Source organism: Mycolicibacterium aichiense (assembly GCF_010726245.1).
GTDB lineage: Bacteria > Actinomycetota > Actinomycetes > Mycobacteriales > Mycobacteriaceae > Mycobacterium > Mycobacterium aichiense.
In genome coordinates, this window is sequence record NZ_AP022561.1 from 1,223,367 (window position 1) to 1,248,465 (window position 25,099).

The window sequence follows — 25,099 nt, forward strand, 5'->3', positions numbered from 1 at the left end:
CGACAGTGCCGCGGTCGGCGCGGCCGGTGTCGGGGCCTTCTGCTGTCGTGAAACCGGTGTCGGGGGTTGGGGTGTCGCGTCGTGTGCCGGTTGCGGTGGCGGCGGTGGGTAATGGTGGGTGTGCGGCGTGTTGGGGGGTTGGTGCGCCGTCGTTGACTGCTGCGGTGGGCACGGTGGTCAATCATGTGTTCAATTCGGCGTTTGATGTGGTGGGGGGTTTGCCGGGCGGTCCGTTGTCGGATGTGCTGGGTGGGGCGTTGGTGTTGGTTCGGCGGTCGTTGTTTTTTGTGCCGGAGGGAGTCAGTGTCGCGCAGACGAATTCGTCGTTGGTGGTGTCGGTGAATTCGGGCAGTGTGGCCTATATCCGTCAGGTGGGGTCGTCGGTGCAGATTTCGGGGGATCCGGGGTTTTTCCGGGCGTATACGGTCAGTGATGCCAGTGCGGTGTCGGTGTCGGTGAGTAATGCGGGCAATGCTGGGTGTGCTGGTGTGGTGGTGACGTCGGGGACGGTCAATGGGGCGTTGTCGACCAGTGGGATTGATGCGTTGCGGTTCGCTGATGGGGCGGCGTTTTCGGGTCGGGTGGATGCGGTGCTCGGTGCTGCGGCGTTGCATGTGCGTGATGCGGTGCGGGGTTTGGGTGGGGTGCGTCTGGATGCGGCGGTGGTGCTCGACAGTGATGTGGAGGTCGATGCGGGGCAGAAGGAGGCGACGTTTGTAGGCACGGTTGATGCGGCGCGGGCTGGTTGGCAGTCGTTGACGGTGACGGCGTTGACGACCACGAGGTTTGAGGCGGCGGTGGGTGGGCGTGCGGCGTTGGCTGCTCTGCTGACCCGGGGTATCGCCCCGTTGAGCATCACCGAGTCCACCGACACCAAAACCATCCCCCTGCAGTATGTTCCGCAGTATCAGTCCGATGGCTCGATGATCGTCAAATACGGGATCGACGTCGCTCTCGGCGCCAACGCGCCACGCAGTTTCGTATTCGACACCGGGGGCAACGGCTTCTGGGCCGACTACAACCCGGTGTACTGGACCGGAATTCCCCTCGGTGATCAACCGGCCAGCATCACATACACCAACGGCGAGCAGTACCAGGCGCTGGTGACACCCGCGATCGTCACCCTTGGCCCGGTGGGCGGAACCCGGGTGTCCACCACTGTGCCGGTCAACGTCGGCGCCATCATCTCCTCCGGAAAGGTCGGCGCGTTGACCACCGCCCCGACCAATCCCTTCGCCCCGACCGTCGCCGGTAGCTTTGCCGGTGATTTCGGCGCAGCGTTCGGCGTTCAGGACAACCTGACCAGCGTGCTGTTCCAACTGCCCGGCAACCTCTCCAGCGGTTACCTGGTGCAACTCGGTCCCATCGGCACCGACCCACAATTGAGTGTCGGAGTCACCGATGCGCTGCGCGCCCAATTCCCTTACGCCATACCGATCAATGCCCTGGCCGGCGGTGGTACCTACCCCGTTTCGGGCTATCAGGTCTTGCAGCAGTTCGGATTCAACGGCCAATACTTCGCCAAGCAGGGCGACACCATACTGCCGATCGGGTCGCAAACGTTCTCCGGGTGCACCCAGCAGTGCCTGCCCACGCTGATCGACAGTGGAGCGCCCTCGACCAACATCCGGTTGCCGGGCGCACCGCAGCCGTACCCGTTCGACAGCAGCGGTCAGCTCACACCCGGCAGCACGCTCATCGCGGAGTTCCCGACCGCCCAAGGCCGGCCGCCGCTGATATGGAGCTTCGACGCGGGCAACATCGGCTCGGTCGACCTGGCCAACTATTCGTCGGGCAGTGGCGCGGCGACCACCACCCAAAACGTGAACACCGGATTGAACATCTACAACGACTTCGACGTGATGTTCGATCTGCAGAACCAGGTGATCTGGCTGCGCCCCAACGGCGGTCAGTCGCAGCTGATCGCCGGCTCGGTCACCACGACCGGCAGTCAGACCTACCTGCAGAACGCCACTCTCGGGGGGACCTACTCAGCCGGCGCCGGCGGCTTCTCCGTGGCCGGGGTCACCTCGCTGACCGCCGACACCGTGATCAACGCCGGCAGCGGGGACGTCACGTTCGCCGGCACCGTCGACGGCGTGGCTTCGGGTCAACAGTCCCTTGCGGTGAACTCCAGCGCCGCAACCACCTTCGTTCGTGCCGTGGGCAGCCAGAAGACGCTGAGGCAGCTGACAACCGATTCCGGCGGAACAACCACCGCCGCTGGAGCCACCACGACCGGCACCCAGCAGTACGGCGATGACGTGACCTTGGCCAGCGACTACACCGGCAGCGCGGTCACCGTGGGTGGCGCGACCACGCTGGCGAGCAGCGTTGCGGTGACTGCGAATTCCGGCGATATCAGCTTCGCCGGCAAGATCGACTCGCAACAGGGTCAAGGGTTCAACTTGAGGCTGCAGACCAACGGCGGAGACACGTCCCTGCACGGCGACGTGGGCGGTACTCACCCGCTGGGCGGTATCGGTCTGGTCACCACCGGCAGCAAGAAGACGACCGTCACTGCCGATGGCAGCGTCAATGTCGATGGCAGCCTGGGTAACTCGGGTTCGACCGGCATCTTCATCGGTGACAACGTGACCGTTGACTTCGCCAACGGCGGATCGATCCGGAACTTCACGGCCAACGGCGTCGTCTTCGAGGGTTCCTCGAGCGGGTCGACGATCAGCAAGTTCCACATCGCCGACAACGTCTACGACGGAATCCAGATCGCCGCGCAGGGAACTCTGGCCAGCTACGACTACACCGGAACCACGATCAGCGACAACCTCATCTACGGCAACGCCGCGTTCGGTATCGAGACCGTGTCCCCGGTGTCCGGCCTCACCATCAGCCACAACACCATCGGGCTGGCCGGTACGAGCAATCCGTGGAACTACCGCAGCGACGGGCCCAACACCCACGGCATCGTGCTGTCACCGGGGGAGTACTCCGGCACGTCGATTTCCGAGAATCACATCTCGGACAACCTGCGCAGCGGCATCTACGCAGCCGGCGGTGTCAAAGGCGTCAGCATCTCCGGAAACATACTGAGCAACAACGGGTCTCACGGGATCGAGTTTGCCACCGGCGACTTCAGCGGTACCTCGATCACCGGCAACACCATCGCCGCCAACGCGACCGACGGAATATCACTCGGCGCCGGCATCGGTCAGGGTGATCGGACGGGTGAGAACCCGCTGAACGGCTACAGCGGCGACGGCCACTATGTTCTGCCCTACTTCAACCAGCCCGACTTCTACTCGCCGTCGGCCACCCAGCCCGTCATCCCCACCATCCTGATGCAGATCGGCAACGTCGGCGGGCTCACCATCAATCTCGACACCGGTTCACGCGGGCTCTATGTCGATGCGCTGCAACTGGGTCAGGACTTCGCGGGCAGCGGAACGGTCCTCGGCCCCGGCCACATCTACCTCAACAGCTCCAACCGGCTCTACTTCGGCACCTGGGTGGAGGTGCCGGTCACCTTCACCCAGTCGTACTACGAAACCGCCGCGGGCTTGCAGGACGCGAACTCGCACGCGGTGGCCACCGTCCCCGTGCTCGCGGTAGACGCGATCGGCGCATCCACCACGCCGATGCCCGGTGCCACCCAGGCGAACACCACGTTCACCACCACGATCAACAGCGGCACCATCACGATCACCGACGGTACCCACACGACAACGTCGCCGATCACGCCGACGCTCGACAGTCAGGGTCAACCGCTGGCGACCGGGACCGTCACGATCCCGGGCGGCTACTGGGCAAGCTATCTGGATCCGAACAACTTCTACGATGACAACGGAGTGTCGACGAGCAAACTGGCTCCAGTGGCCAACTTCGGTGTCGGGTTCGACCGCACCGGCGAAGGCACCGCACCCGTCGGCGCCGGGCTCAACCAGGCCTACAACGCATTTCTGAATCTGACCGAGATGCAAGACGGCGCAATGCGTCCCGGCTACGTGATGACAACGACCAATGTGATCCTGGGTCTGGACAGCAGCGTGTCGGGGTACGCGTACACCCATCTCACCCCGAGCGGTCTGCCTCAGGGTGATCAGACCGCGCCGGACTGGCAACCCGCGACCGGCACCGTGACGATCGACGGCACGACCTACGGCACCGGGCCGATCGTCCTGGACATGGGCTTCAACGAAGGCATTCTCACCCTGCCCGGATTCACTCCGCCGGCGACCTTCGCCGACAACATCACCGTCAATCTGCTCAATTCCGGCGGCAGCGTTCGGTACACGATCACCCAGCAGGACGGGCAATACACCCGCTCCAACGTCATGAACCCGAACAGCGTCAACCTGTTCAACCCGTTGGCCGGCGCCTACTCGCAGAACGTGGTGCCGCTCAGCCAGCAGTTCTTCAACACCGGGCGGCAAGCCTTCGCCGGATTCAACTACCTCTACGACGCGGCGGGCGGCTTCCTCGGCCTTTCCGTTCCCGACAACACCGACGCCCAGAAGGCCTTCACCCTGGCCGACGGCGTCCTCGACAAGCAGTACTACCCGAACCCGAACGCCCCCGTCGGCGTCAGCAACCTCGTCATCTCCGGAAACACGATCTCGGACAACGGAGGTGCCGGTATCTCGGTGAACGGTGGCGGATCGACCGGGAACGCGATCCTGGCCAATTCCATCCACTCCAACACCGGAGCCGGCATCGCACTCTCCAATGGCGGCAACGGTGAACAACCTGCGCCTACCGGTGTCACAGCGCAACTCGGCACCCAGACCGTAACTGTCGCCGCCACGATGCCGCCGGTGCCCGGATACGGTGGTACCTACACCATTGAGGTGTTCCGGTCGCTGCCTGGCGACACCGGTGACGTCGAGGGCCGGCAATACCTCGGCACCCTGCCTGGGCAATCGGGATCCTTTACCGGGCAGGTCGATTCGATGGGCGCGCAAGCCGGCGACTGGATCACGCTGACCGCGACGCCAGACAGTGCACCCAACACCGACAACACCTCGGAGTTCTCCGTGGCCGTTCTGCTCACCGCACCCTGACTAACCGGAGGTCTCCGATGTCCGAACTCACAGCCGGTCTCCGGGTCGGTGCCGCAGCATTCGTCCTGGGTCTGTCGGTGGCCGGGCCGGCAGGCCTGGCGGCTGCAGATACCGGCAATGCCAATCCCGGGGCGCCGCGCACCTCCGCAACGGATTCAGCAGCGGCACATAAACCGACGGCTGGGGCCGCGCGGTCGCGGACGGCGCAGCGGCCGAAAGTGACAGGCGCCCGGAAGCCGGTGGCGCCGAGGTCGGCAGCAGCGGCGCCTTCTGGTGTCGTGAAACCGGTGTCGGGGGTTGGGGTGTCGCGTCGTGTGCCGGTTGCGGTGGCGGCGGTGGGTAATGGTGGGTGTGCGGCGTGTTGGGGGGTTGGTGCGCCGTCGTTGACTGCTGCGGTGGGCACGGTGGTCAATCATGTGTTCAATTCGGCGTTTGATGTGGTGGGGGGTTTGCCGGGCGGTCCGTTGTCGGATGTGCTGGGTGGGGCGTTGGTGTTGGTTCGGCGGTCGTTGTTTTTTGTGCCGGAGGGAGTCAGTGTCGCGCAGACGAATTCGTCGTTGGTGGTGTCGGTGAATTCGGGCAGTGTGGCCTATATCCGTCAGGTGGGGTCGTCTGTGCAGATTTCGGGGGATCCGGGGTTTTTCCGGGCGTATACGGTCAGTGATGCCAGTGCGGTGTCGGTGTCGGTGAGTAATGCGGGCAATGCTGGGTGTGCTGGTGTGGTGGTGACGTCGGGGACGGTCAATGGGGCGTTGTCGACCAGTGGGATTGATGCGTTGCGGTTCGCTGATGGGGCGGCGTTTTCGGGTCGGGTGGATGCGGTGCTCGGTGGTGGGGCGTTGCATGTGCGTGATGCGGTGCGGGGTTTGGGTGGGGTGCGTCTGGATGCGGCGGTGGTGCTCGACAGTGATGTGGAGGTCGATGCGGGGCAGAAGGAGGCGACGTTTGTAGGCACGGTTGATGCGGCGCGGGCTGGTTGGCAGTCGTTGACGGTGACGGCGTTGACGACCACGAGGTTTGAGGCGGCGGTGGGTGGGCGTGCGGCGTTGGCTGCTCTGCTGACCCGGGGTATCGCCCCGTTGAGCATCACCGAGTCCACCGACACCAAAACCATCCCCCTGCACTACCTTCCGACCTACAACGCCAATGGTCAGCCACAGGTGAAGTACGGCATCGACGTCGCAATCGGCAACAACGCGTCCCAGATCTACGAATTCGACACCGGGGGAACTGCTTTCTTCGCCGGCTACAACCCGTCGTTCTGGCAGAACGTCCCGCTCAGTACTACCGGCCTGTCTGTCGACTACAGTTCCGGCAACTTCTACAACTCCGTCGTCTCCACCACACCCATCACGCTCGGCACCGGCTCGCAGACCGTGACCACCCAACCCATACAGATCGGCGCGATCCTCTCCGGAGGCAACTCCAACAGCGGTGCGGTCTTCGACTTCACCAATCCGCTGGCTCCGCCGGTCGAAAGCAACTTCTTCGGGGACTTCGGTGCGTCGTTCGCCGTTCTGCCGGTCACCGGCCTTTCCATCCCGATGACCAGTCCGCTGTTCCAGTTGCCCGGCAACCTCTCCAGCGGCTTCCTCGTCCAGCTCGGTCCGATCGGCACCGACCCGCAGCTGAGTATGGGTGTCACCGATGCCCTTCGTGATCAGTTCACCTATGCGATTCCGGTTGCCCAACTGATCGGCAGCGGCAACTATCCGGTGTCGGGTTACCCGATCCTGCAGCAATTCGGCTTCTTCCCACAATATTTCGCACAAGACGGGACTGGGGCCAAGCTGCCGATCGGCACGGAGCAGTTCCCGCAATGTGCCAGCCAGTGTCTGCCCACTCTGATCGACAGCGGCGCGCCGACGACCGGTATCCGGCTCAAAGACATTCCCGGCGGGGACCCCTACAACGTCAACGGCCAACTGAAACCCGGCGTGAGCTTCATCGCCGAATTTCCCACTACCCAGGGCCGGACGCCACTTGAGTGGAAGTTCACCGCCGGTGATACCGGATCGGTGGATCTGGTTCAGTACGAGGACGGTTCGGTGGCGACGAACACCCAGAACGTCAACACCGGTTTGACCCTGTACAACTACTACGACGTCATGTTCGATGTGCAAGACCAGGTGATCTGGTTACGGCCCAACGGCGGTGAGTCCACCGTGAGCCTCAACTCCGTGACCACCACCGGCAACCAGACCTACCAACAGAAGGCCATTCTCGGCGGCAGCTACTCGACCGATTCCGGCGACTTCTCCGTCGCCGGTGTGGCGACACTCGTCGGCGACACGGTGATCAACGCCGGCAACGGTGACGTCACCTTCTCCGGCACCGTCGACGGCACCGCGAACGGCCAGCAGTCTCTGACAGTGAACTCCAGCGGCGCAACCGCATTCGTCCGGCAAGTCGGCTCGAACTTTGCTCTGAAATCACTTGTCACCGACGCCGGCGGGTCGGCCGCGATGGCGGCGGTCACCACCACGAAGGATCAGACCTACAACGACAGTAGCGTCAGCCTCAGTGGGCCGTATCGAACCACGACCGGCAACTTCCTGGTGGGTGGCAATGCTGAACTGGCCGGCCCGGCGTCGATCCAGACGGGCGGCCCCGGGACGATCACGCTCACCGGAACTGTCGATGCCCAGCCTGGGCGCGGCCTCACGCTCAAGCTGACCACCGCCGGCGGTGGCGTCCACCTGGGTGCAGCGGTCGGCGCGCAGAATCCGTTGGGCGGACTCGTCCTTGCCAGCACGGCCGGCGCCGGTGCGACCACGGTCACCGCGGACGGTGTGATCAACCTGGACGGCAGTCTCGGCTTCGCCAACCAGAACGGTCTGGCGATAGGGCCCTCGGTGACGGTGGACTTCAGCCACGGCGGCCTTGTTCAGAACTTCACCAAAACCGGCATCGTCCTTGACCAGAGCGATGATTCGACGCTCCAGGAGTTCATTGTCAGCAACAATGCCACCGGTGGCATCGTGGCGACGGACGTCGAGCGTTTGACGCTTGCCGATAACGCGGTGATAGGCAATGGTGCGCCGAACGGCGGCGACGGAATCGACATCGCCGGTGGCATCGACGTGCACATCACCGGCAATAGCGTCATCGGCAACAACGGCGACGGGATCGCCGTGTTCAGCTATGCGAATCCGGTGATCGTCGATTCCCAGCACATCACGCTCAAAGGCAATGCCGTCACCAACAACACCGGCGACGGGATCGACCTGAAGGACGCCGATGACGTCGAGATCAGCGGCAACACCATCACCACGAATACCGCCAACGGCGTGCTGTCGCTGAACACCGACAATGCCGCGATCGAGACCAACACGATCAGCGGGAACGGCGAGCACGGTGTGACCGTCGACAAAGGCACCGCAAACACGATCCTGTCGAACGCGATCTCCGTGAACGTCATTGACGGAATCAGCCTTCAGAACGGCGGCAACGCCAACCAGGCCGCGCCGACGGTCGCCAGTGCAGCCATCACGAACGGGCGCCTGATCGTCACCGGAAGCCTGACCGACCGCTCAGGTGATTACCGCCTGCAGGTGTTCTACTCACCCCCACCGGTCAACGCGGAGGCGCCGCCGGTCCAAGGGCTGCAGCTCCTCAGCGACAGCGTCGAGAAGACCGATTCCTTTACGGTCGACGTGCCGGGCGGCTCGCTGTGGCAGGGTTCCTTCGTCACGGTCACCGCCACCGTCGGCGACAACACCTCGGAGTTCTCGGTGCCCGTTGTGATCACCGTCGCGCCGTAACGCTCTGGTGTCCGTCTATCGGTTGGGTCAGTAGCTTCCGTTGATCCAGGCGCCCCACGGCACGTAGGTGATGGCCGGGGTGGCGTAGGTGGTCGGGGCGTAGAAGTTGCCGGTCGAGGAGCTGTCGGCGTACGGGGAGTAGTCGTTCAGGGTGGTCGTCGCGCCGGCCGGTCCGGCGAACGCGAGGGCGGCGCCACCGATGACGGCGGCGGCGAGGGCGGGGGCTGCGATGAGGGCCTTGAGGCGGTTCGTGGTCATGACTCATATCATTCGTGCTCACCACACGTCAGTCGATCCGCTGACCAGCCTGTTTTCGTGTCCACCGATCGGGGGACACGGCGCCAGGACTCGGCGCTAGGTCGGGCAGCCGTCCCGGTTGGGACCGGCGAGCGCTTTGGGCGCGTCGTCGATGGCCTTGTGTACGACCTCGAGCACCTGCGGATCCCACGTCAGCGCGGTCTTCTGTTCCAGCCCAACGAGATTGGAGACGAAAATGCTGTGGGTGTCGTCGAAGGTGAAACACCGGCGGTGCGGCAGCACCGGGTCGCCGAGGTTTCGGGCCAACGCACTCTGCAACGCCACGATGCCGTCATTGGGCCACACCGCCGGATTGACCGGGCCGTCGCTGCTGGTTTTCGGGGCGTTGAACCTCTTGCCGCCGATCAACACCACCGGGATCTTGTCGAGCACCCCGGACTGGTATTCGTTCCAGCCGTTCTTGCCCATCAGGAACGCCTGATTGACCTCACGGCCCGAGCCCGCCATCAGCCGCTTGACCTCGTCGGCCATGCCCTTCATCGAGGTCTCGCAGAAGGTGTCGCCCTTGCAGTCGCTCAGCGGGAGCAACCCGTTCGCGAAGTCTGACAGGTAGGAGCCCTGCCACGGCGTTCCGATGGTGGTCAGCGACCGCACCTTCAGCGGCGAGTTCGTCGACGCCAGCACCCGGATGGCCGCACGCGAATACAGCCCGCCCATGGAGTGGCCGACGAAGTCGACTTCGGTGACTCCCTTGTCGGTGTGCAACCAGTTGAGGAACCGGGCCAGGTGTTCGCCCGCGGTGTCGATGCTGCCCGTCGAGTCGACGGTCATGTTCTCCGGCAAGGTGATCGGGCAGACGCCGAACGGTCCGAAACCGGTCTGGTCCACCACCTGGCCGCGGCCGGCCATCGCTGGGGAGGTGTAGACCGTGTAGCCCTTGCCGAGCAGATACTCGCGCAGCGCGGTATCGGTGTTGCCGGCGGCCAGCCCGGTCTTGCAGGCCTGGTCCGGACTGGTGAACGGTGACGTCGCATCCCCGCCGGACACGATCACCACCGCCGTCGACGCCGGGCGCTTCTCGTCACCGGAGTTGCTGCCGCACCCGGCCAGCGCGCAGATCATCGTCATAGCGGCGGCCAGCGCCAGTCTTCCTCGCACGAAGCAGGATGCTAATGCCACTCGACGGTCCTGGATGGGACTCGTGACAGGATTGACGCACCATGAACAGCTCATCTCGTCGTGTCGTTTTCTCCGGCGTCCAGCCGACGTCAGATTCGCTGCACCTGGGCAATGCCCTCGGCGCGATCAGGCAGTGGGTCGGGCTGCAGGACGATTACGACGCGTTCTTCTGCGTGGTGGACCTGCATGCGATCACCGTGCCGCAGGACCCCGCCACCCTGCGCCACCGCACCTTGGTGACCGCCGCCCAGTACCTGGCGCTGGGTATCGACCCCGACCGCGCGACGATCTTCGTGCAGAGCCACGTGCCCGCGCACACCGAGCTGGCCTGGGCGCTGGGCTGTTTCACCGGGTTCGGCCAGGCCTCGCGGATGACACAGTTCAAGGACAAGTCGCAGAAGCAGGGCGCGGAGGCGACGACCGTGGGCCTGTTCACCTATCCGGTGCTGATGGCCGCCGACGTGCTGCTCTACGACACCGATCTGGTGCCGGTCGGTGAGGATCAGCGTCAGCATCTGGAGCTGGCCCGCGACGTCGCGCAGCGGTTCAACGTCCGCTTCCCCGACACCTTCGTGATCCCGGAGCCGATGATCCCCAAAGCGACGGCCAAGATCTACGACCTGCAGGAGCCGACGGCCAAGATGAGCAAGTCCGCGGCCACCGAGGCCGGCCTGATCAGCCTGCTCGACGACCCGAAGGTGACGGCGAAGAAAATCCGCTCGGCGGTCACCGACAGCGAGCGGGAGATCCGCTTCGACGTCGACGCCAAGCCCGGGGTGTCCAACCTGCTGTCGATCCAGTCGGCGGTGACCGGCACCGACATCGACACGTTGGTGGCCGGTTATTCCGGCCGCGGCTACGGCGACTTGAAAAAAGACACCGCCGACGCCGTCGTCGAATACGTGACTCCGCTGCAGCAGCGCGTCGACGAGCTGCTCGCGGATCCGGGCGAACTGCAGGCGATTCTGGCCAAGGGCGCCGACCGGGCCCGCGAGGTGTCTGCGAAGACCATCGGACGGGTATACGACCGGTTAGGGTTTCTGCCGACGAGTTCGTAGACACTGCGAGGGGCTGGGCATGTCAGAACCGGCCGAACCGGGTCGCCTCGACCGGCTGCGGGCCCGCTATCACTGGATCGACCATACGATCCGGGCGGGGATGCGCTATCAGAAGGTCAAGGGCGACTTCTACGCGGCGGGCATCACCTACTTCACGATCTTCGCGCTGTTCCCGTTGCTGATGGTGGGCTTCGCGGCCGGCGGGTTCGTCCTGGCCAGCCGGCCGGACCTGCTCGACGATGTCGAAAACCGGATCAGGACAACCGTTTCCGGGGACTTCGGTCAGCAGCTGATCGGGCTCATCGATTCGGCGATCGACTCCCGCACCTCGGTGGGTGTGATCGGTCTGGCCACCGCGGCGTGGGCGGGGCTGGGCTGGATCGCGAATCTGCGGGAGGCGCTGAGCCAGATGTGGGATCAGCGCGTCGAGGAGCAGAGCTTTCTGCGCACCAAGCTGTCGGATCTGGTGGTGCTGCTGTCGGTCTTCGTCGCGCTCATCCTCACGATCGCGCTGTCCGCACTGGCCAATCCGGAACTGATGACTAACGTGCTCGACTGGCTGGGCGTGCCGCACTTGTTCGGGCTGGGCACCGTGCTGCGCATCGCCTCGCTGGTGATGTCCTGGGCAGTGTCGTGGCTGTTGTTCAGCTGGATGATCGCCAGGTTGCCGCGTGAGTCGGTCAGCTTCCGCAGCAGCGTGCGCGCCGGGCTGATGGCCGCGGTGGCGTTCGAGATCTTCAAGCTGGTCGGGTCGATCTATCTGCGGTCGGTGGTGCACGGTCCGGCCGGTGCGACGTTCGGGCCGGTGTTGGGGCTGATGGTGTTCGCCTACATCACCGCTCGGCTGGTGTTGTTCGCCACCGCGTGGGCTGCGACGTCGAAGGACAACCTGCGCCCCGACCCGGTTCCGGCGCCCGGCCCGGCCGTCATTTCGCCGCGGGTGGGGCCGGATGACGGTCTGAGCACCCGGCAGGCGGTCGCCGCGATGGCGGTGGGTGCTGTTGGTGCACTGGGTGTTTCGCGGCTGTGGCGCGGCGGGCGGCGCGACTAGCGCCGCTACCGGTGCAGGTAGGGATCGCTGAAGACCTGGACGTGCCCGCCGGCAAGACGACGCCGTTCGACCGACCGCACCTTGGCAAGTGGCTGACCACACGACGCGGTGAGTTCGACGTAATCGTCTTTTCCGTGCGGATCGCATCGTGCGCCGCCTGTTCGATCTGGCCGCATACCGGCTCAAGGGTGGCGTTGGCCGAAAGCCTCGCTATCGCTGTTCGTCAGCGCAGACAGCCGAGGGACCGTGCGGGAACCAAAACGATTCCGCTTGACTACGCCGACGCCGAGGTCGAGCGCCAGACCCTAAAGAACATGGGACCACTCGAACGACGGCGCCGAGTCTGGTTCGCGGGCAATGACCACACCGACGAGCTGAGCGAGGTCAACAGCGTGCTGGAGGACTTGACCGATCAGCTGGGTGTGGGCGTCTTCAAGCAGGGCACTCCCCAACGCACCAAGCTGGATCAACGTATCGCAGCGCTGAGTGCTCGCCAAGCCGAACTATCCTCTGTCCCTTCGCAACCGGCTGGGTGGCGCTTCGAGCCCACGGGGGAATTGTTCTCCGACTGGTGGAACGACCAGGACGACGAGGCCGAGAACATCTGGCTGCGTCAGTCGGGCTTTCGCTACGAGTGGTCCTCGCACAGCCACGAGCAGGGCCGAGTCGTCGTCGACTGGTTCGAGCGAGTTGGCGAACTCGAAATGGACCTCGACGGCGACCGGGCGTTCGGGCCGCTTGCGGACTTCATGGCCGCGCTGTCGGACCCGGCGAACTTCGAGGATGCACCGCCTTCGTGACTGGGTCACCACCTCCGGGCAGAATATCGGGCATGACCGCAACCCAGTGCAAAGGCACTGTGACCGTGAAGAACGACCGCGACTCGTACCAGGAGGCGGAACGTCGAGCCTGGGAGAACATCCAAGCCAGTCTCGATGAGGGTGAATCTGTCGACCGGAGGAGCTTGGACATGGGGGGATCGCCGCATATCGACGGTCCCGTTGCCACGTATCACTTCACGTACGTGCTCAAGGGATCCTGAAAGTCTAACTGCCGGTAGGGGTTAGGTTCGCCCTCGATGTCTCTTACGTTGCTGTTGCACACACCAACGAAAGGACCGACCGTGACCACACCCACAACGCTCGACACCAAGGCGATCGTGACCGCCCACGACACCGACCCGAAGGCGTTGCGCGTATTTCTCCGCTCAGGCAAAGCCGACGGCATGTTCAGCCGTGACGGCAAGGCGTACGTCTTCGCGAGGGTCGACGTGCCCAAGATCAAGAAGGCCTACGTGGCATGGGTCGCCGAACGTGCAGCCGCGAAGGCAAAGAATGAAGTGGCCGAAGCGTCATGACGACCCCGCACCGTCACAACGGCCGCCCGAGTGTGCGAAGCGCGAAGGCGGCGTGTTTATCGCGACGAGCCCACGCGAACGCAGGATGATCTTGTGATGAGCTCAACGCCGCTGTGGGTTCCACTGATTGTCGCCGCGATAGGCCTTTGCGGTACGGCTGTTGCGGGACTTGGGGGCGTATGGGTCACTCAGCACCGTGCTGACAAACGTGAATCTGTGGCTTGGCGGCGTGAACTGGAGAGGGAGAGTGCGAGGTGGAAGCGCGAGGATGAGGCTAGGACGTACGAACAGCGCAGAGACGCGTACGTCACCTTCTATCAGGCGGCGTACGAGTATAAAGAGCAACTCGAAGCGTACGGAAGACTTCTTGGAACTGACACTCCGCTTCCTCTAACTCCATCGCGAGATGACTTGAGGAAGGCTCGAAACCTGATGGCCATCTATGGCTCGCCGAAGGTTCAGCACGCGGCCACAACGGTTTACACGTCGGCTATAGCGCTGCGTTTGGCATGGCGGATTGCTCGCCAGGAACCGCACGCAGGGGGTGCCGCAGGAAGACTTGCCCGCGAGATTGAAGGCTTCGAGAAAAGACTGGAATCGGCGCTCGGTCTTATTCGCAGCGAATTAGGGGTCCCGAACGACCCCGCGGACACGGTCCCATAAGTGATCCGCTGCCGGCGCCTGGTTCGCACGGTGCTGCCCACTTCGTATGTGCGCGGTCATCTCTCATGAGTAGCGCTCACGCGTCCGAGGATGCCCCTAATCCTGCTGGGGTGTGTTCGAACGACAGCGCGGTGAGGCGTCGCGGGTTGCCGGTCGCGACCACACGGCCATTCAGTTCGTCGGCGCGGCGCTTGGCTTCCTCGGCCTCGTCGGCGGTGACGAACATGATCCGTAGTCGGGCACGGTCCGCAGGAGTGACGCCGAACTTCGAGAGACGCTGTCGAAGCTCGCCCGCGATCTTGGTGATGCTGCCCAGCCGAGGCCGCAACTGCGCGTGAAGCACTGCGGCGTCCAGCAAGTAGGACCAGTCGTGGTCAGTGAATCCCTTGGTAGCTCGCATGCGGTGATTTCACGGTCCACACCGGGGCTGATCGCACGACGTCGCAGTACACGCCCGACTTCCTCGCCCGGGTCGCCTCAGCGCACGCCAGCGCAGCCACGCGGCTGTGCTGGAGGAGTTCGACGTGTCGCGCCGACAAGCTGCTCGGTACATCTCGCGGGCGCTAGACGCGGAACTTATTGAGCGATAACGAAAAAGACGACATCCCCCGAAGGGAATGCCGCCTTTGACGTCGAGCGGTTAGGCGGACCGGCGAGGGGAGCGACCGTTGTACATACGCATGGCCTCCAGCATCTCGGCGATCTCCTTGCGGCGGGCGATCGTCCGGTTGCCGAATCCCAGCAGCTCGCCAATCAGCGAGATGACCGTCGAAATCGAAGTAGCGTTGGCCATCTGCGGGATGATCTTCCCGTACTCGGCGCGCTCATCGATCATCCGCATGACCACCCCATCAACCGGGTTCAGGATGTTCGGATCATCCGTCAACTTCTTGATGGCGTTGCCGAGCGAGATGATGTTGTCGAGACGCTGCGCTACCTCAGGCTGACGGCCGGCCAGAGCCTGACCGCACCGGTGGATGTGCCTCTTGACTTCTTCCCAGTTCTGCATGAAATCGAGTACCGGATTCCCGGTGTCGATCTTCGGCGGCGGGTCGACGTCAGCCTTCATCGCCAGAAACTCGACAGCCTCGGCGATGAACCGGGGAATCAGATCGTCCAGCGGATCGTTGCGTGCATTCATGACTGGTACTGCTCTCTAAGGCCGACTACCGGAAACACGTAGTCCGCATTCCGCGATCCGTCTTCGGTGCGGAACTTGCCTCGTGTACCGTCGCCCTCAGCATCTTCCCAATGCAGGCGTGGCCCTCGGCAGCGAATTACCCGTTGTCGGGGGCTTCGTCGTTCGGTCCTCGCAGTCAACACTAGCCCTAGTGGCCGACAGCGAGAAGAGATACAACATGTTCCGAATAACAATTTTGAAATTCCCAGGTCGTAAGACCTTTGCCCGTGATAAAGCTGGCGTGTCGCATCTCACAACACGCCGAGAGAAGCATTCTTAGCAAACGCTTAGGCGGCCGATCGAGGGGTGCAATGCGGAATCACCGCGTACTCGCTAGCTGACATCCCGCACCTGGGCGGGTGATGCCTGAGTCGCTCGGAGGCGGGCACTTATCGTGTCACTCCGGCGCGCGGCGCAAGCGACAGAGCCACCTAAAGGTTTGGGACGCGACTAGCTAACGCCCGCGCACCGGGCGGCGATTGATGGCCCGCGCCATCATGATCAGGCTGAACACCACCAGCGTGCCGACCACCCCGACGCCCACCCGCACCGGCACCGCGTCGGCCTCGGGAAGCAGCTGGGTGCCACTGGCTTTGACGGCGGCGGCGGCATCCGGCTTGGGCGGCAGCAGGGAGGGATCCGGGTCGATCAGGTTCCCGATCCGGGTTCCGGGCGGGGTGGCGAAGCCGTAGTCGAGCAGGTGCGCGGCCTGTTGCCACGGCGGGATCGGCTGGCGGGTGCCGCGCATCAGCACCGCCACCAGCCTGCGGCCGTCGCGGTTGGCGGCGCCGACGAACGTCTGCCCGGCGTCGTCGGTGTAGCCGGTCTTGCCGCCGAGCGCGCCGGGGTAGTTGTAGAGCAGCTGGTTGTCGTTCTCCAGCTCATAACCCGGATGGTCGCCGTCCTCGCCCGGCTTGGCCGGATGACCGGGGAAGTCGTACTTCTGGGTCGAGACGATCTTCGCGAACGTCGGGTTCTCCCAGGCGTAGCGGTAGAACAGGCCGATGTCGTAGGCCGACGTGCTCATGCCCGGGCCGTCCAGCCCGGACGGGGTGGCCGCACGGGTGTCCTGCCCGCCGAGCTTGCGGGCCAGCGTGTTGATCTTCTGCAGCGCGGTGTCCCAGCCACCGACCTGCATGGCCAGCGCGTGTGCGGCGTCGTTGCCCGAGTGCATCAGCAGGCCGTGCAGAAGATCGTTGACGGTGTACTTGCCGCCCTCGTCCACGCCGACCCGGGTGCCCTCGGCGTTGGCGTCGTCCTGAGTGCCATTGACCATCTTGTTCAGCGGCAGCTCGTTCATCGACTGCATCGCGATCAGGACCTTGATGATCGAGGCGGGGCGGTGCCGGGCATGCGGATCACGCGCGGCGATGATGTCGCCGGTGTCGAGGTCGGCCACCAGCCAGGACTCGGCCGAGATGTCGTCGGGGACCGGCGGTGTTCCCGCCGCGACGATCACTCCGCAGCGCGCCAGGGCGTCGCCACCGACCGGCTTGGCCGGGACCGGCAATGGCTGCGGCGGGTCGCCCGCCTGCGGTACCTCCGAGGAGTCGACGGCCGGCGGGGTGGTCACCCGGTAGGGGCAGGTGTTGGGGTCCGGGTCGGCCCACGCGGTCGCCGATGTGCCGACGACGCACAGCGCCGCGGCCACCGCGGCAGCACCCCGCGTGAAGATCTTCGAGCTCGCCATCGACTCGCAGAGTAGGGGATCGGAGCCCCGAAACCGGGGAGCCGCGCTGTGACAGGAGTGGTTGGTGTTACAAATCGAGACACGCGACTGCCGACGACCCGATGCACCCCAGCCACAGTGTGCCGTCATGCTCGACGAGCCCGGTGGCCAGCGCGAACCGCGGATCGGCGGTCCGCACCTGCGAGCGCACCGTGCCGTCCAGATCGATGGATATCGCCCACACCACCGGCTTGGGGCTGGGCAGCCAGCCATAGGGCAGTCGCCACATCAGCCGCCGCGCCACCGGAGCTCGTGGAGCCAGCCATTCGCCGACCGCGTTGCGTTCGCTGACCAGCGCCACCCAGATGCGTCCGTCGGGGGCCGTGGAGATGTTGTCCGGATAGCCGGGCAGGTGCTCGATCAGCGGCACCGGCTCACCGATCCCCGAGCCCGTCAACGGGTACTTCGACACCCGGCAGGCCGTCGTCTCGGCGACCACCAAGGCCGACTCGTCGGCGGTCAGCGTCACCCCGTTGGCGAAGCGCAGCCCACTGGCCAGCGTCGTCACGGTGCCGTCGACGTCCCGGCGGAACAGTGACCCGCTGGGCCGGGCCTCGAGCACGGCGCCCTTGTAGTACTCGTAATGGAAGCGCGACGTCGACTCGGTGAAAAAGATTGTGCCATCCGATGATTCGACGACATTGCTGCAGAACGTCAACGGCCGTCCGGCTACCTCGCCCACCAGGGTCTCGAATGAGCCGGTGGCCGGATCGAGGCGCAGCAGCCCACGGTGGCTGTCGCAGATCAGCAGCCGGCCGTCGCGGGCCACTGCCAGCCCGAGTGGTCGGCCGCCGGTGTTGGCCACCACCTCGGGGGCGCGTCCTGTCCGGATCCGCACGATCGCCCCGTTGTCGGTTCCGGTCCAGAGCGTGCCGTCGGCGTCGACGACGACGTCCTCGGGAGCATGACCTGGAACGCCGATCACCCGCAGCGACCCGGAGAGATCCGGCGGTGGCAGGCGCCGAAGGGGAGGCGGCTGCCACCGCACGGGATCGATCGGGGGTTTGGCGGCCCCGGTCACAGCAGGCGGCTGGCCTCGCTGAGCACCCGGTGCAAGATGTCGTAGATCTCGTCGAATTCCTTCGGCCCGCTGATCAGCGGCGGCGCCAGCTGCACGACTGGGTCGCCACGGTCGTCGGCGCGGCAGTACAGGCCGGCTTCGAACAGCGCCGAGGACAGGAAGCCGCGCAGCAGCCGCTCGCTCTCGTCGTCGTTGAAGGTCTCCCGGGTGGTCTTGTCCTTGACCAGTTCGATGCCGTAGAAGAATCCTTCACCGCGCACGTCACCGACGATCGGCAGTTCGAGGAGCTTCTCCAGAGTGGCCCGGAAGATCGGGGCGTTGGTCTTGACGTGATCGTTGATGCCCTCGCGCTCAAAGATGTCGAGGTTGGCCAGCGCCACCGCCGAGGACACCGGGTGCCCGCCGAAGGTGTAGCCGTGGCCGAAGACGGTCTTGCCGTCGCTGAAGGGCTCGAACAGCCGGTCGCTGGCGATCATCGCGCCGATCGGCGAGTAGCCCGACGTCATGCCCTTGGCGCAGGTGATCATGTCGGGCTGATAGCCGATGTCCTCGCAGGCGAACATCGAACCGATCCGGCCGAACGCGCAGATCACCTCGTCGGACACCAGCAGCACGTCGTACTCGTCGCAGATCTCGCGGACCCGCTCGAAGTATCCCGGCGGCGGTGGGAAGCAACCGCCGGCGTTCTGCACCGGCTCCAAGAAGACTGCGCACACCGTTTCCGGACCCTCGAACTCGATGGCCTCGGCGATGCGGTCGGCGCAGTACTGTCCCCACGCCTTGATGTCGGTGTCGTACGGCGCGGGCGCACGGTAGAAGTTGGTGTTGGGCACCCGGAAACCACCGGGGGTCAACGGTTCGAACGGCTTCTTGAAGTCGGGCAGGCCGGTGATGGCCAGCGCACCCTGCGGGGTGCCGTGGTAGGCGATGGCCCGCGAGATGACCTTGTACTTGCCCGGCTTGCCGGTCAGCTTGAAGTACTGCTTGGCCAGTTTCCATGCGCTCTCGACCGCTTCGCCGCCGCCGGTGGTGAAGAACACCCGATTCAGGTCACCGGGAGCGTAATTCGCCAGCCGGTCGGCCAGTTCGATCGCCGGCGGGGTGGCGTAGGACCACAGCGGGAAGAACTCGAGGGTCTCGGCCTGCTTGGCGGCGGCCTCGGCCAGCTCCTTGCGGCCGTGTCCGGCCTGGACCACGAAAAGACCTGAGAGGCCGTCGAAGTAGCGCTTGCCGTGGCTGTCGTAGATGTACACGCCTTCGCCGCGGCTGATGATCGGCGGGGTCAGCCCCGCACCGTGCCGGGCGAAGTGGCCCCACAGGTGGCGGTCGGCCTTGGCCGACAGCTCCGCTGTGAGATCGAGCGTGGTGGTACTCATCGTGTTCCCCAATTGTATTGTTGTTTAACGAGTTTGAGATAGACCAAGGTTTCGGTCGAGGTCACCCCGGGTACAGCGCGGATCTCGGTGTTGAGCAAGTCGAGCAGCTCGGCGTCGTCCTCGCACACGACCTCCGCGATCGCGTCGAACGTGCCCGCGGTGAGCACCACGTAGTCGACGGCGTCGATCTGTGCCAGCTTCTCGGCCACCTTGGTGGTGTCCCCGGTACAGCGGATGCCAATCATCGCCTGCCTGCTGAATCCCAGCTGGAGAGGATCGGTGACCGCCACGATCTGCATCACCCCGGAGTCGACCAGGCGCTGCACCCGCTGGCGCACCGCCGCCTCCGACAGCCCGACGGCCTTGCCGATCGCGGCGTAGGAACGCCTGCCGTCCTGCTGCAGTTTCTCGATAATGGCCTTGGACATCTCGTCCAACTGGACGGGCCCGTTTCCACCCGCCCCAATGGCGCGGACGGGAAACCGAGTGGCCGGTACACCCGAGTCACGCATGCCCATGATTGTGCACGGAATCAGTTGTTTAAGGCAACAAGATCGATGAAATTGGTGGCGATAACCCACCCATACTGCGGGAATGCGTAGCAGTCGCTGAGAGAGTCGGTTACCGTGGGGCGGTGACCGCACTCACCTCTGACAAGACCCGAATTGTGCCCGGTAGCTGGATCGATGGTGCCCCGCTGGTGACCGGCGGCAGCCTCCACCAGGTCATCAACCCCGCCGACGGTAGCGTCGTCGCGGAGCTGGCGCTCGCCCAGCCCGCCGACGTCGACACCGCGGTGGCCGCCGCCCGCGCCGCACTCGGCGGCTGGTCGCGGGCCACCCCCGTCGAGCGGGCCACGGTATTGGCCAAGCTGGCCGAACTCGTCGACGCCCACGCGCAGGAGATCGCCGCCGAAGAGGTCAGCCAGACCGGCAAGCCGGTGCGGCTGGCCACCGAGTTCGACGTGCCCGGCAGCATCGACAACATCGCCTTTTTCGCCGGGGCCGCCCGCCACCTCGAAGGCAAGGCCACCGGGGAGTACAGCGGTGACCACACGTCATCCATCCGGCGCGAAGCGGTGGGGGTGGTCGCGACGATCACGCCATGGAACTATCCGCTGCAGATGGCGGTGTGGAAGGTGCTGCCTGCGTTGGCTGCCGGCTGTTCGGTGGTCATCAAGCCAGCCGAGCTGACCCCGCTGACCACCCTCACGCTGGCCCGGCTGGCCACCGAGGCCGGCCTGCCCGACGGCGTGCTCAACGTCATCACCGGAGCCGGCGCGGACGCCGGCTCGGCCCTGGCCGGCCACCGCGATGTCGACGTCGTGACGTTCACCGGTTCGACAGCCGTCGGCAGGAGGGTGATGGCCGCAGCGGCTGTCCATGGTCACCGCACCCAACTGGAGCTCGGGGGCAAGGCGCCGTTCGTGGTGTTCGACGACGCCGATCTGGACGCCGCGATCAACGGAGCGGTCGCCGGGTCGCTGATCAACTCCGGGCAGGACTGCACGGCGGCCACCCGCGCGATCGTCGCCCGCGATCTCTACGACGACTTCGTCGCCGGGGTGGCCGAACTGATGGGCAAGATGGTCGTCGGCGACCCACAGGACCCCGACACCGACCTGGGGCCGCTGATCTCGGCGGCCCACCGCGACAAGGTCGCGGCGATGGTGGCCCGGGCGCCCGGCGAGGGCGGACGCGTCGTCACCGGCGGTGCGGTCCCGGACCGGCCCGGGTCGTTCTACCTGCCGACGCTGATCGCCGACGTCGCCGAGACCTCCGAGGTCTATCGCGACGAGATCTTCGGCCCGGTGCTGACCGTGCGCACCCATGACGGCGACGACGACGCGCTGCGCCAGGCCAACGACACCGACTACGGACTGGCCGCCTCGGCGTGGACCCGCGACGTCTATCGCGCCCAGCGCGCCTCGCGCGAGATCAACGCCGGCTGCGTGTGGATCAACGACCACATCCCGATCATCAGCGAGATGCCGCACGGCGGGGTCGGCGCGTCCGGCTTCGGCAAGGACATGAGCGACTACTCCTTCGAGGAGTACCTGACCATCAAGCACGTGATGAGTGATATCACCGGTGTTGCCGAAAAGGATTGGCACCGAACAATTTTCAAGAAGCGGTAAGTGTCCGATTCGGGTCCCTGCCGCGGTGGTGACACAATCTGGCGGTGAAGTACGGGCCTGACTGGCAGCCTCCCGAGGTGGACTGGACGTCGACCAGGGGTCGCATCCTGCTGGCCGCGGCCAGTCTTTTCGCCCAGCGTGGGTTCTTCGGTACGTCGACCCGCGATATCGCCGACGCCGTGCAGATCCGCCAGCCCTCGCTGTTCCACCACTTCGAGGCCAAGCACGCCATCTACCAGTCCCTGGTGGAACTGGACCTCGGACCGTCGGTGGCTCGCATCCGCCAGTACCTGGCCGAGGACATCAGCTGGGCGGCGAAGCTGCACCTGGCCATCGCCTGCGACGTGCGCCAGGCGCTGGATCAGCCGTTCGATTCGCGCGGGCTCTACCAGGATGCCGTGCTGGGACTCGCCGAGCTCGCCGACGAGCGCGCCGGTATCGCGGTGTTCCACGAGTTGGTGGAGCGGGTCGTCACCGCGGGCTGCGAGGCGGGGGAGTTCGTCGCCTTCGAACCAGGGTTCGTCCAGCGCGCGATGAACGGCGTGCTGTTCGAGACGCTGCGCGAACAAGGTGGACCCGGCGGCCAGGTGCGTGGGCGTCGCCCCCTTGAAGCCGCCGATTTCGTGCTGCGTGCCTTGCTGGTCGACCACGGCGATCTTGCCGATGTGCAGGCCGCCACCACGGCGCGGCTGGCCGCCATTCCCCGCGGGCGGGGCTAGCGCCACCGGCCCTTCGCTATCTGTTGCCTATCAATCGATAGTCACCTATCGTTCGATAGACCCGCTCCGAGCGGACTATCGACAACGGCTGGTCGAACTTTCAGGTCCCACCAGATTTCGGAAGGCCCCGATGCCTGCACCCTTTTCGACCCGCACCCGCGCCGCTATCGCCGTCGGTACTGCTCTTGCCGCGGCGCTGACCGGTTGTTCGTCGGATTCCACCGACGCCGCGCCGACCGGCCCGGCCGCAGTCGCGCCGCCGGCGATCCTGCAGGCCGGCACGCTCAAGGTCTGCGCACCCAACGACGGCACCCCGCCGAGTGTCTACCACGACGAGAGCGGAGCCCTGGTCGGTAGCGAAGTCGACCTGGCCAAAGCCCTTGCCGCCCAAATGGGACTCAAGCCCGAATTCGTCGAAACGGCGTTCTCGTCGGTGATCCCCACTCTGCAGGCCAAGCAGTGTGACGTGATCATGGCCCAGCTCTACATCAAACCGGAGCGGGAGAAGGTCGTCGACTTCGTGCCATATGTGTACTCCGGCACCGGGATTGCGGTGTCCAAGGAGCATCCCGCCGCTATCACCGGCATGGACGACAGCCTGTGTGGCAAGAAGGTGATCGTCGCGGTCGCCACCACCGCCGAGGAGCTGGCGGTCGAACAGTCCGGAAAGTGCACGGCGGCAGGCAAGCCCGAGATCGACATCACCCGCAACAGTCACGCCGACGTTGCCCTGCAACAAGTTCAGAACGGGCAGGTCGACGCCTATCTCGATACCGCCGAGACACTTGGTTACTACGCCACCAAGACCGGTGCGCAGATCCAGCTCGCCGGAAAACCCTTCGGAACCATCAAGATCGGCGCCGCCACGCTGAAAGGCGACACCGCGCTGCACGACGCGATCGCCAAGGCGCTCGGCGAACTCGAGGCCAACGGCACCTATGCCAAGATCCTCGGTGACTGGGGCCAGACCGATCTCGACATCCAGAAGTGACGGGAGATTCCCGGCGTGCACTTCGATTGGCAGTTCTTCTGGAAGTCGCTGTTCACTCCCAGTGAGCGTTTCCTCGACGGCCTGGTTCTCACCATCGTCATCTCCGCGGTGGCGATGGTGTTGGCCACCATCGTGGGCCTGGTCGTAGCGCTGTTACGCCGTTCTCGATTCGCGGTTCTGCGTTGGTGCGCAAGCATTTACATCTGGGCAGTCCGCGGAACTCCGCTACTGGTGCAGTTGGTCATCATCTACACCGGTCTGGCGGCGGTTGGCCTGTACCAGTTCCACGACGTGTCGCTGTTCGGGTTGTCGGTCAAGGCGGCGATCCAGGCCGCGATCGTGGGACTGACGATCAACGAGAGCGCCTATATCGCCGAAATCATCCGCGCTGGTTTGGATTCGGTACCCAGAGGCCAATTCGAGGCCGCCGAGTCCCTAGGGATGAAGCCGGCCAAGGTGATGCGCTGGATCATCGTCCCGCAGTCACTGCGTGTCATGGTCCCGCCGATGGGCAATTCGTTCAACGGCATGATGAAGACCACCTCGGTGCTGTCGGTGATCGGTGTCAGCGAGATGTTCCTGGTGACGCAGTCGATCAGCTCCGCGACCTTCCACACCTTCGAGATCTTCATCGTCGCCGCCCTGTACTACCTTGCCCTGACCACGATATGGACCGTGATCCAGGCCGAGATCGAGAACAGGCTGGCACGCCAGCTCGGCATCAACCAGCGTGTCCGTATCACTGCGCGGCTGCTGGGGGCCCGTCGCGCCGCCGCGCCCGTCGAAGCCCAGGTGTGAGGTCCACGGTGAGCCAAGTGGGAGAACAACTTCCGATCGTCTCGGTGCAGAATGTCTCACGTACCCTCGGTGGTCGCACGGTGCTCGACAACGTCTCACTGGACATCATGCGCGGCGAAGTCGTCGTCCTCATCGGTCCCTCCGGAGCGGGAAAGACCACCCTGCTGCGATCGCTCAATCAGCTGGAGACCGTCGACGCCGGCCGAATCCTGATCGGCGGGATACCGATCGGCCACCGCGACTCCGACGGCACCAAGAAGGTGAGCATCAGCGAGTTGGCGCGCCGCCGTCGCGAGATCGGCTTCGTCTTCCAGCACTTCAACCTGTTCCCGCACATGACCGCCGCGGAGAACGTCTGGAACGGGCCGGTCCGCGTGCTCGGCGTGGCCAAGGACGAGGCGCGTCGCGACGCCATCGCGCTGCTGGGCCGGGTGGGCCTGGCCGACAAGGCCGATGCCCGTCCCAGCCAGCTCTCCGGGGGACAGCAACAACGGGTGGCCATCGCCCGCGCGCTGGCCATGCGGCCCAAGGTCATGCTGTTCGACGAACCCACCAGTGCCTTGGACGTCGAGATGGTCGGCGAGGTCCTGGCGGTGATGCGTGAGCTGGCCGACGAGCACATGACCATGGTGGTCGTCACACACGAGATTAGGTTCGCCAGGGACGCCGCCGACCGTATCGTCGTCATGGACGGCGGCCGAGTCATCGAAGACGCGCCACCGGAGCGACTGTTCGCCGACCCGCAGCATGACCGCACCAAGGCGTTCCTTTCCACCATCCGCTGAAGGAGTGAATCTTCT

The 25,099-nt window shown here is 65.1% G+C and carries 21 protein-coding genes; 13 read left to right on the forward strand and 8 right to left on the reverse strand.

All coding sequences use genetic code 11. From position 1 onward, the window contains the following. Window positions 1–164: 164 nt before the first annotated feature. Window positions 165–5,018, forward strand: a complete 4,854-nt coding sequence (locus G6N32_RS05960; RefSeq protein ID WP_163789148.1) for a beta strand repeat-containing protein — start codon at window positions 165–167, stop codon at window positions 5,016–5,018. Window positions 5,019–5,413: 395 nt separating this feature from the next. Beyond that, window positions 5,414–8,782: a right-handed parallel beta-helix repeat-containing protein gene (locus G6N32_RS05965; protein ID WP_163789150.1), complete on the forward strand. Its 3,369-nt coding sequence runs from the start codon at window positions 5,414–5,416 to the stop codon at window positions 8,780–8,782. A gap of 27 nt (window positions 8,783–8,809) precedes the next feature. Here the strand turns inward: G6N32_RS05965 and G6N32_RS05970 are convergent, their stop codons facing one another. Together G6N32_RS05970 and G6N32_RS05975 are read right to left on the reverse strand one after the other, a co-directional pair. Further along, window positions 8,810–9,040 (reverse strand): hypothetical protein, encoded by a 231-nt coding sequence (locus G6N32_RS05970; RefSeq protein WP_115316786.1) that lies wholly within the window; start codon window positions 9,038–9,040, stop codon window positions 8,810–8,812. A 96-nt stretch (window positions 9,041–9,136) separates the two neighbouring features. Further along, on the reverse strand, window positions 9,137–10,198 hold the full coding sequence (locus G6N32_RS05975; RefSeq protein ID WP_308213153.1) for an alpha/beta hydrolase: 1,062 nt from the start codon (window positions 10,196–10,198) through the stop codon (window positions 9,137–9,139). A gap of 62 nt (window positions 10,199–10,260) precedes the next feature. On the opposite strand from G6N32_RS05975, the gene trpS reads away from it, so the two are divergent. The 6 genes from trpS (at window position 10,261) to G6N32_RS06005 (ending at window position 14,348) form a co-directional block, all read left to right on the forward strand. Then, window positions 10,261–11,277, forward strand: a complete 1,017-nt coding sequence (gene trpS, locus G6N32_RS05980; RefSeq protein WP_115316784.1) for a tryptophan--tRNA ligase — start codon at window positions 10,261–10,263, stop codon at window positions 11,275–11,277. Window positions 11,278–11,296: 19 nt separating this feature from the next. Further along, on the forward strand, window positions 11,297–12,328 hold the full coding sequence (yhjD, locus tag G6N32_RS05985) for an inner membrane protein YhjD (protein ID WP_115316783.1): 1,032 nt from the start codon (window positions 11,297–11,299) through the stop codon (window positions 12,326–12,328). A 314-nt stretch (window positions 12,329–12,642) separates the two neighbouring features. After that, window positions 12,643–13,128 (forward strand): hypothetical protein, encoded by a 486-nt coding sequence (locus tag G6N32_RS05990; protein ID WP_147291946.1) that lies wholly within the window; start codon window positions 12,643–12,645, stop codon window positions 13,126–13,128. 32 nt (window positions 13,129–13,160) lie between these two features. Beyond that, complete coding sequence (locus tag G6N32_RS05995; RefSeq protein ID WP_115316781.1) at window positions 13,161–13,370, forward strand: hypothetical protein; 210 nt, start codon at window positions 13,161–13,163, stop codon at window positions 13,368–13,370. A gap of 81 nt (window positions 13,371–13,451) precedes the next feature. Further along, window positions 13,452–13,685 (forward strand): hypothetical protein, encoded by a 234-nt coding sequence (locus tag G6N32_RS06000; protein WP_115316780.1) that lies wholly within the window; start codon window positions 13,452–13,454, stop codon window positions 13,683–13,685. Between the two features lie 96 nt (window positions 13,686–13,781). Beyond that, window positions 13,782–14,348 (forward strand): hypothetical protein, encoded by a 567-nt coding sequence (locus tag G6N32_RS06005; RefSeq protein ID WP_147291945.1) that lies wholly within the window; start codon window positions 13,782–13,784, stop codon window positions 14,346–14,348. Window positions 14,349–14,424: 76 nt separating this feature from the next. Here G6N32_RS06005 and G6N32_RS06010 read toward each other — a convergent pair whose 3' ends face one another. The 6 genes from G6N32_RS06010 to G6N32_RS06035 form a co-directional block, all read right to left on the reverse strand. Beyond that, window positions 14,425–14,748 (reverse strand): phage terminase small subunit, encoded by a 324-nt coding sequence (locus G6N32_RS06010; protein WP_115316779.1) that lies wholly within the window; start codon window positions 14,746–14,748, stop codon window positions 14,425–14,427. Between the two features lie 240 nt (window positions 14,749–14,988). Beyond that, on the reverse strand, window positions 14,989–15,489 hold the full coding sequence (locus tag G6N32_RS06015) for a hypothetical protein (RefSeq protein WP_115316778.1): 501 nt from the start codon (window positions 15,487–15,489) through the stop codon (window positions 14,989–14,991). A gap of 493 nt (window positions 15,490–15,982) precedes the next feature. After that, window positions 15,983–17,218, reverse strand: a complete 1,236-nt coding sequence (locus G6N32_RS06020; RefSeq protein WP_163789152.1) for a D-alanyl-D-alanine carboxypeptidase family protein — start codon at window positions 17,216–17,218, stop codon at window positions 15,983–15,985. Between the two features lie 67 nt (window positions 17,219–17,285). After that, window positions 17,286–18,278 carry an SMP-30/gluconolactonase/LRE family protein gene (locus tag G6N32_RS06025; RefSeq protein WP_115316777.1) on the reverse strand — a complete coding sequence of 331 codons (993 nt, stop codon included), beginning with the start codon at window positions 18,276–18,278 and terminating at the stop codon, window positions 17,286–17,288. Next, window positions 18,275–19,654, reverse strand: coding sequence for an aspartate aminotransferase family protein (locus G6N32_RS06030; RefSeq protein WP_083121588.1), 1,380 nt, complete (start codon window positions 19,652–19,654; stop codon window positions 18,275–18,277). Before G6N32_RS06030 ends, G6N32_RS06025 begins: the two co-directional genes overlap by 4 nt. Continuing rightward, complete coding sequence (locus G6N32_RS06035) at window positions 19,651–20,121, reverse strand: Lrp/AsnC family transcriptional regulator (protein WP_458574296.1); 471 nt, start codon at window positions 20,119–20,121, stop codon at window positions 19,651–19,653. The genes G6N32_RS06030 and G6N32_RS06035 overlap by 4 nt, the downstream gene beginning before the upstream one ends. Window positions 20,122–20,288: 167 nt before the next feature. Here G6N32_RS06035 and G6N32_RS06040 point away from each other — a divergent pair, with 167 nt between their 5' ends. The 5 genes from G6N32_RS06040 to G6N32_RS06060 all read left to right on the forward strand — a co-directional run bounded on the left by G6N32_RS06040 (window position 20,289) and on the right by G6N32_RS06060 (window position 25,084). After that, a complete protein-coding gene (locus G6N32_RS06040) occupies window positions 20,289–21,791 on the forward strand; it encodes a gamma-aminobutyraldehyde dehydrogenase (protein ID WP_115316776.1) in 1,503 nt (500 codons plus the stop codon). 44 nt (window positions 21,792–21,835) lie between these two features. Further along, a complete protein-coding gene (locus G6N32_RS06045; RefSeq protein WP_115316775.1) occupies window positions 21,836–22,510 on the forward strand; it encodes a TetR/AcrR family transcriptional regulator in 675 nt (224 codons plus the stop codon). A gap of 130 nt (window positions 22,511–22,640) precedes the next feature. After that, window positions 22,641–23,501 (forward strand): ABC transporter substrate-binding protein, encoded by an 861-nt coding sequence (locus G6N32_RS06050; protein WP_115316774.1) that lies wholly within the window; start codon window positions 22,641–22,643, stop codon window positions 23,499–23,501. Between the two features lie 15 nt (window positions 23,502–23,516). After that, window positions 23,517–24,299 (forward strand): amino acid ABC transporter permease, encoded by a 783-nt coding sequence (locus G6N32_RS06055; RefSeq protein WP_115316773.1) that lies wholly within the window; start codon window positions 23,517–23,519, stop codon window positions 24,297–24,299. Between the two features lie 17 nt (window positions 24,300–24,316). After that, window positions 24,317–25,084, forward strand: a complete 768-nt coding sequence (locus G6N32_RS06060) for an amino acid ABC transporter ATP-binding protein (protein WP_410432551.1) — start codon at window positions 24,317–24,319, stop codon at window positions 25,082–25,084. Window positions 25,085–25,099 lie beyond the last annotated feature (15 nt).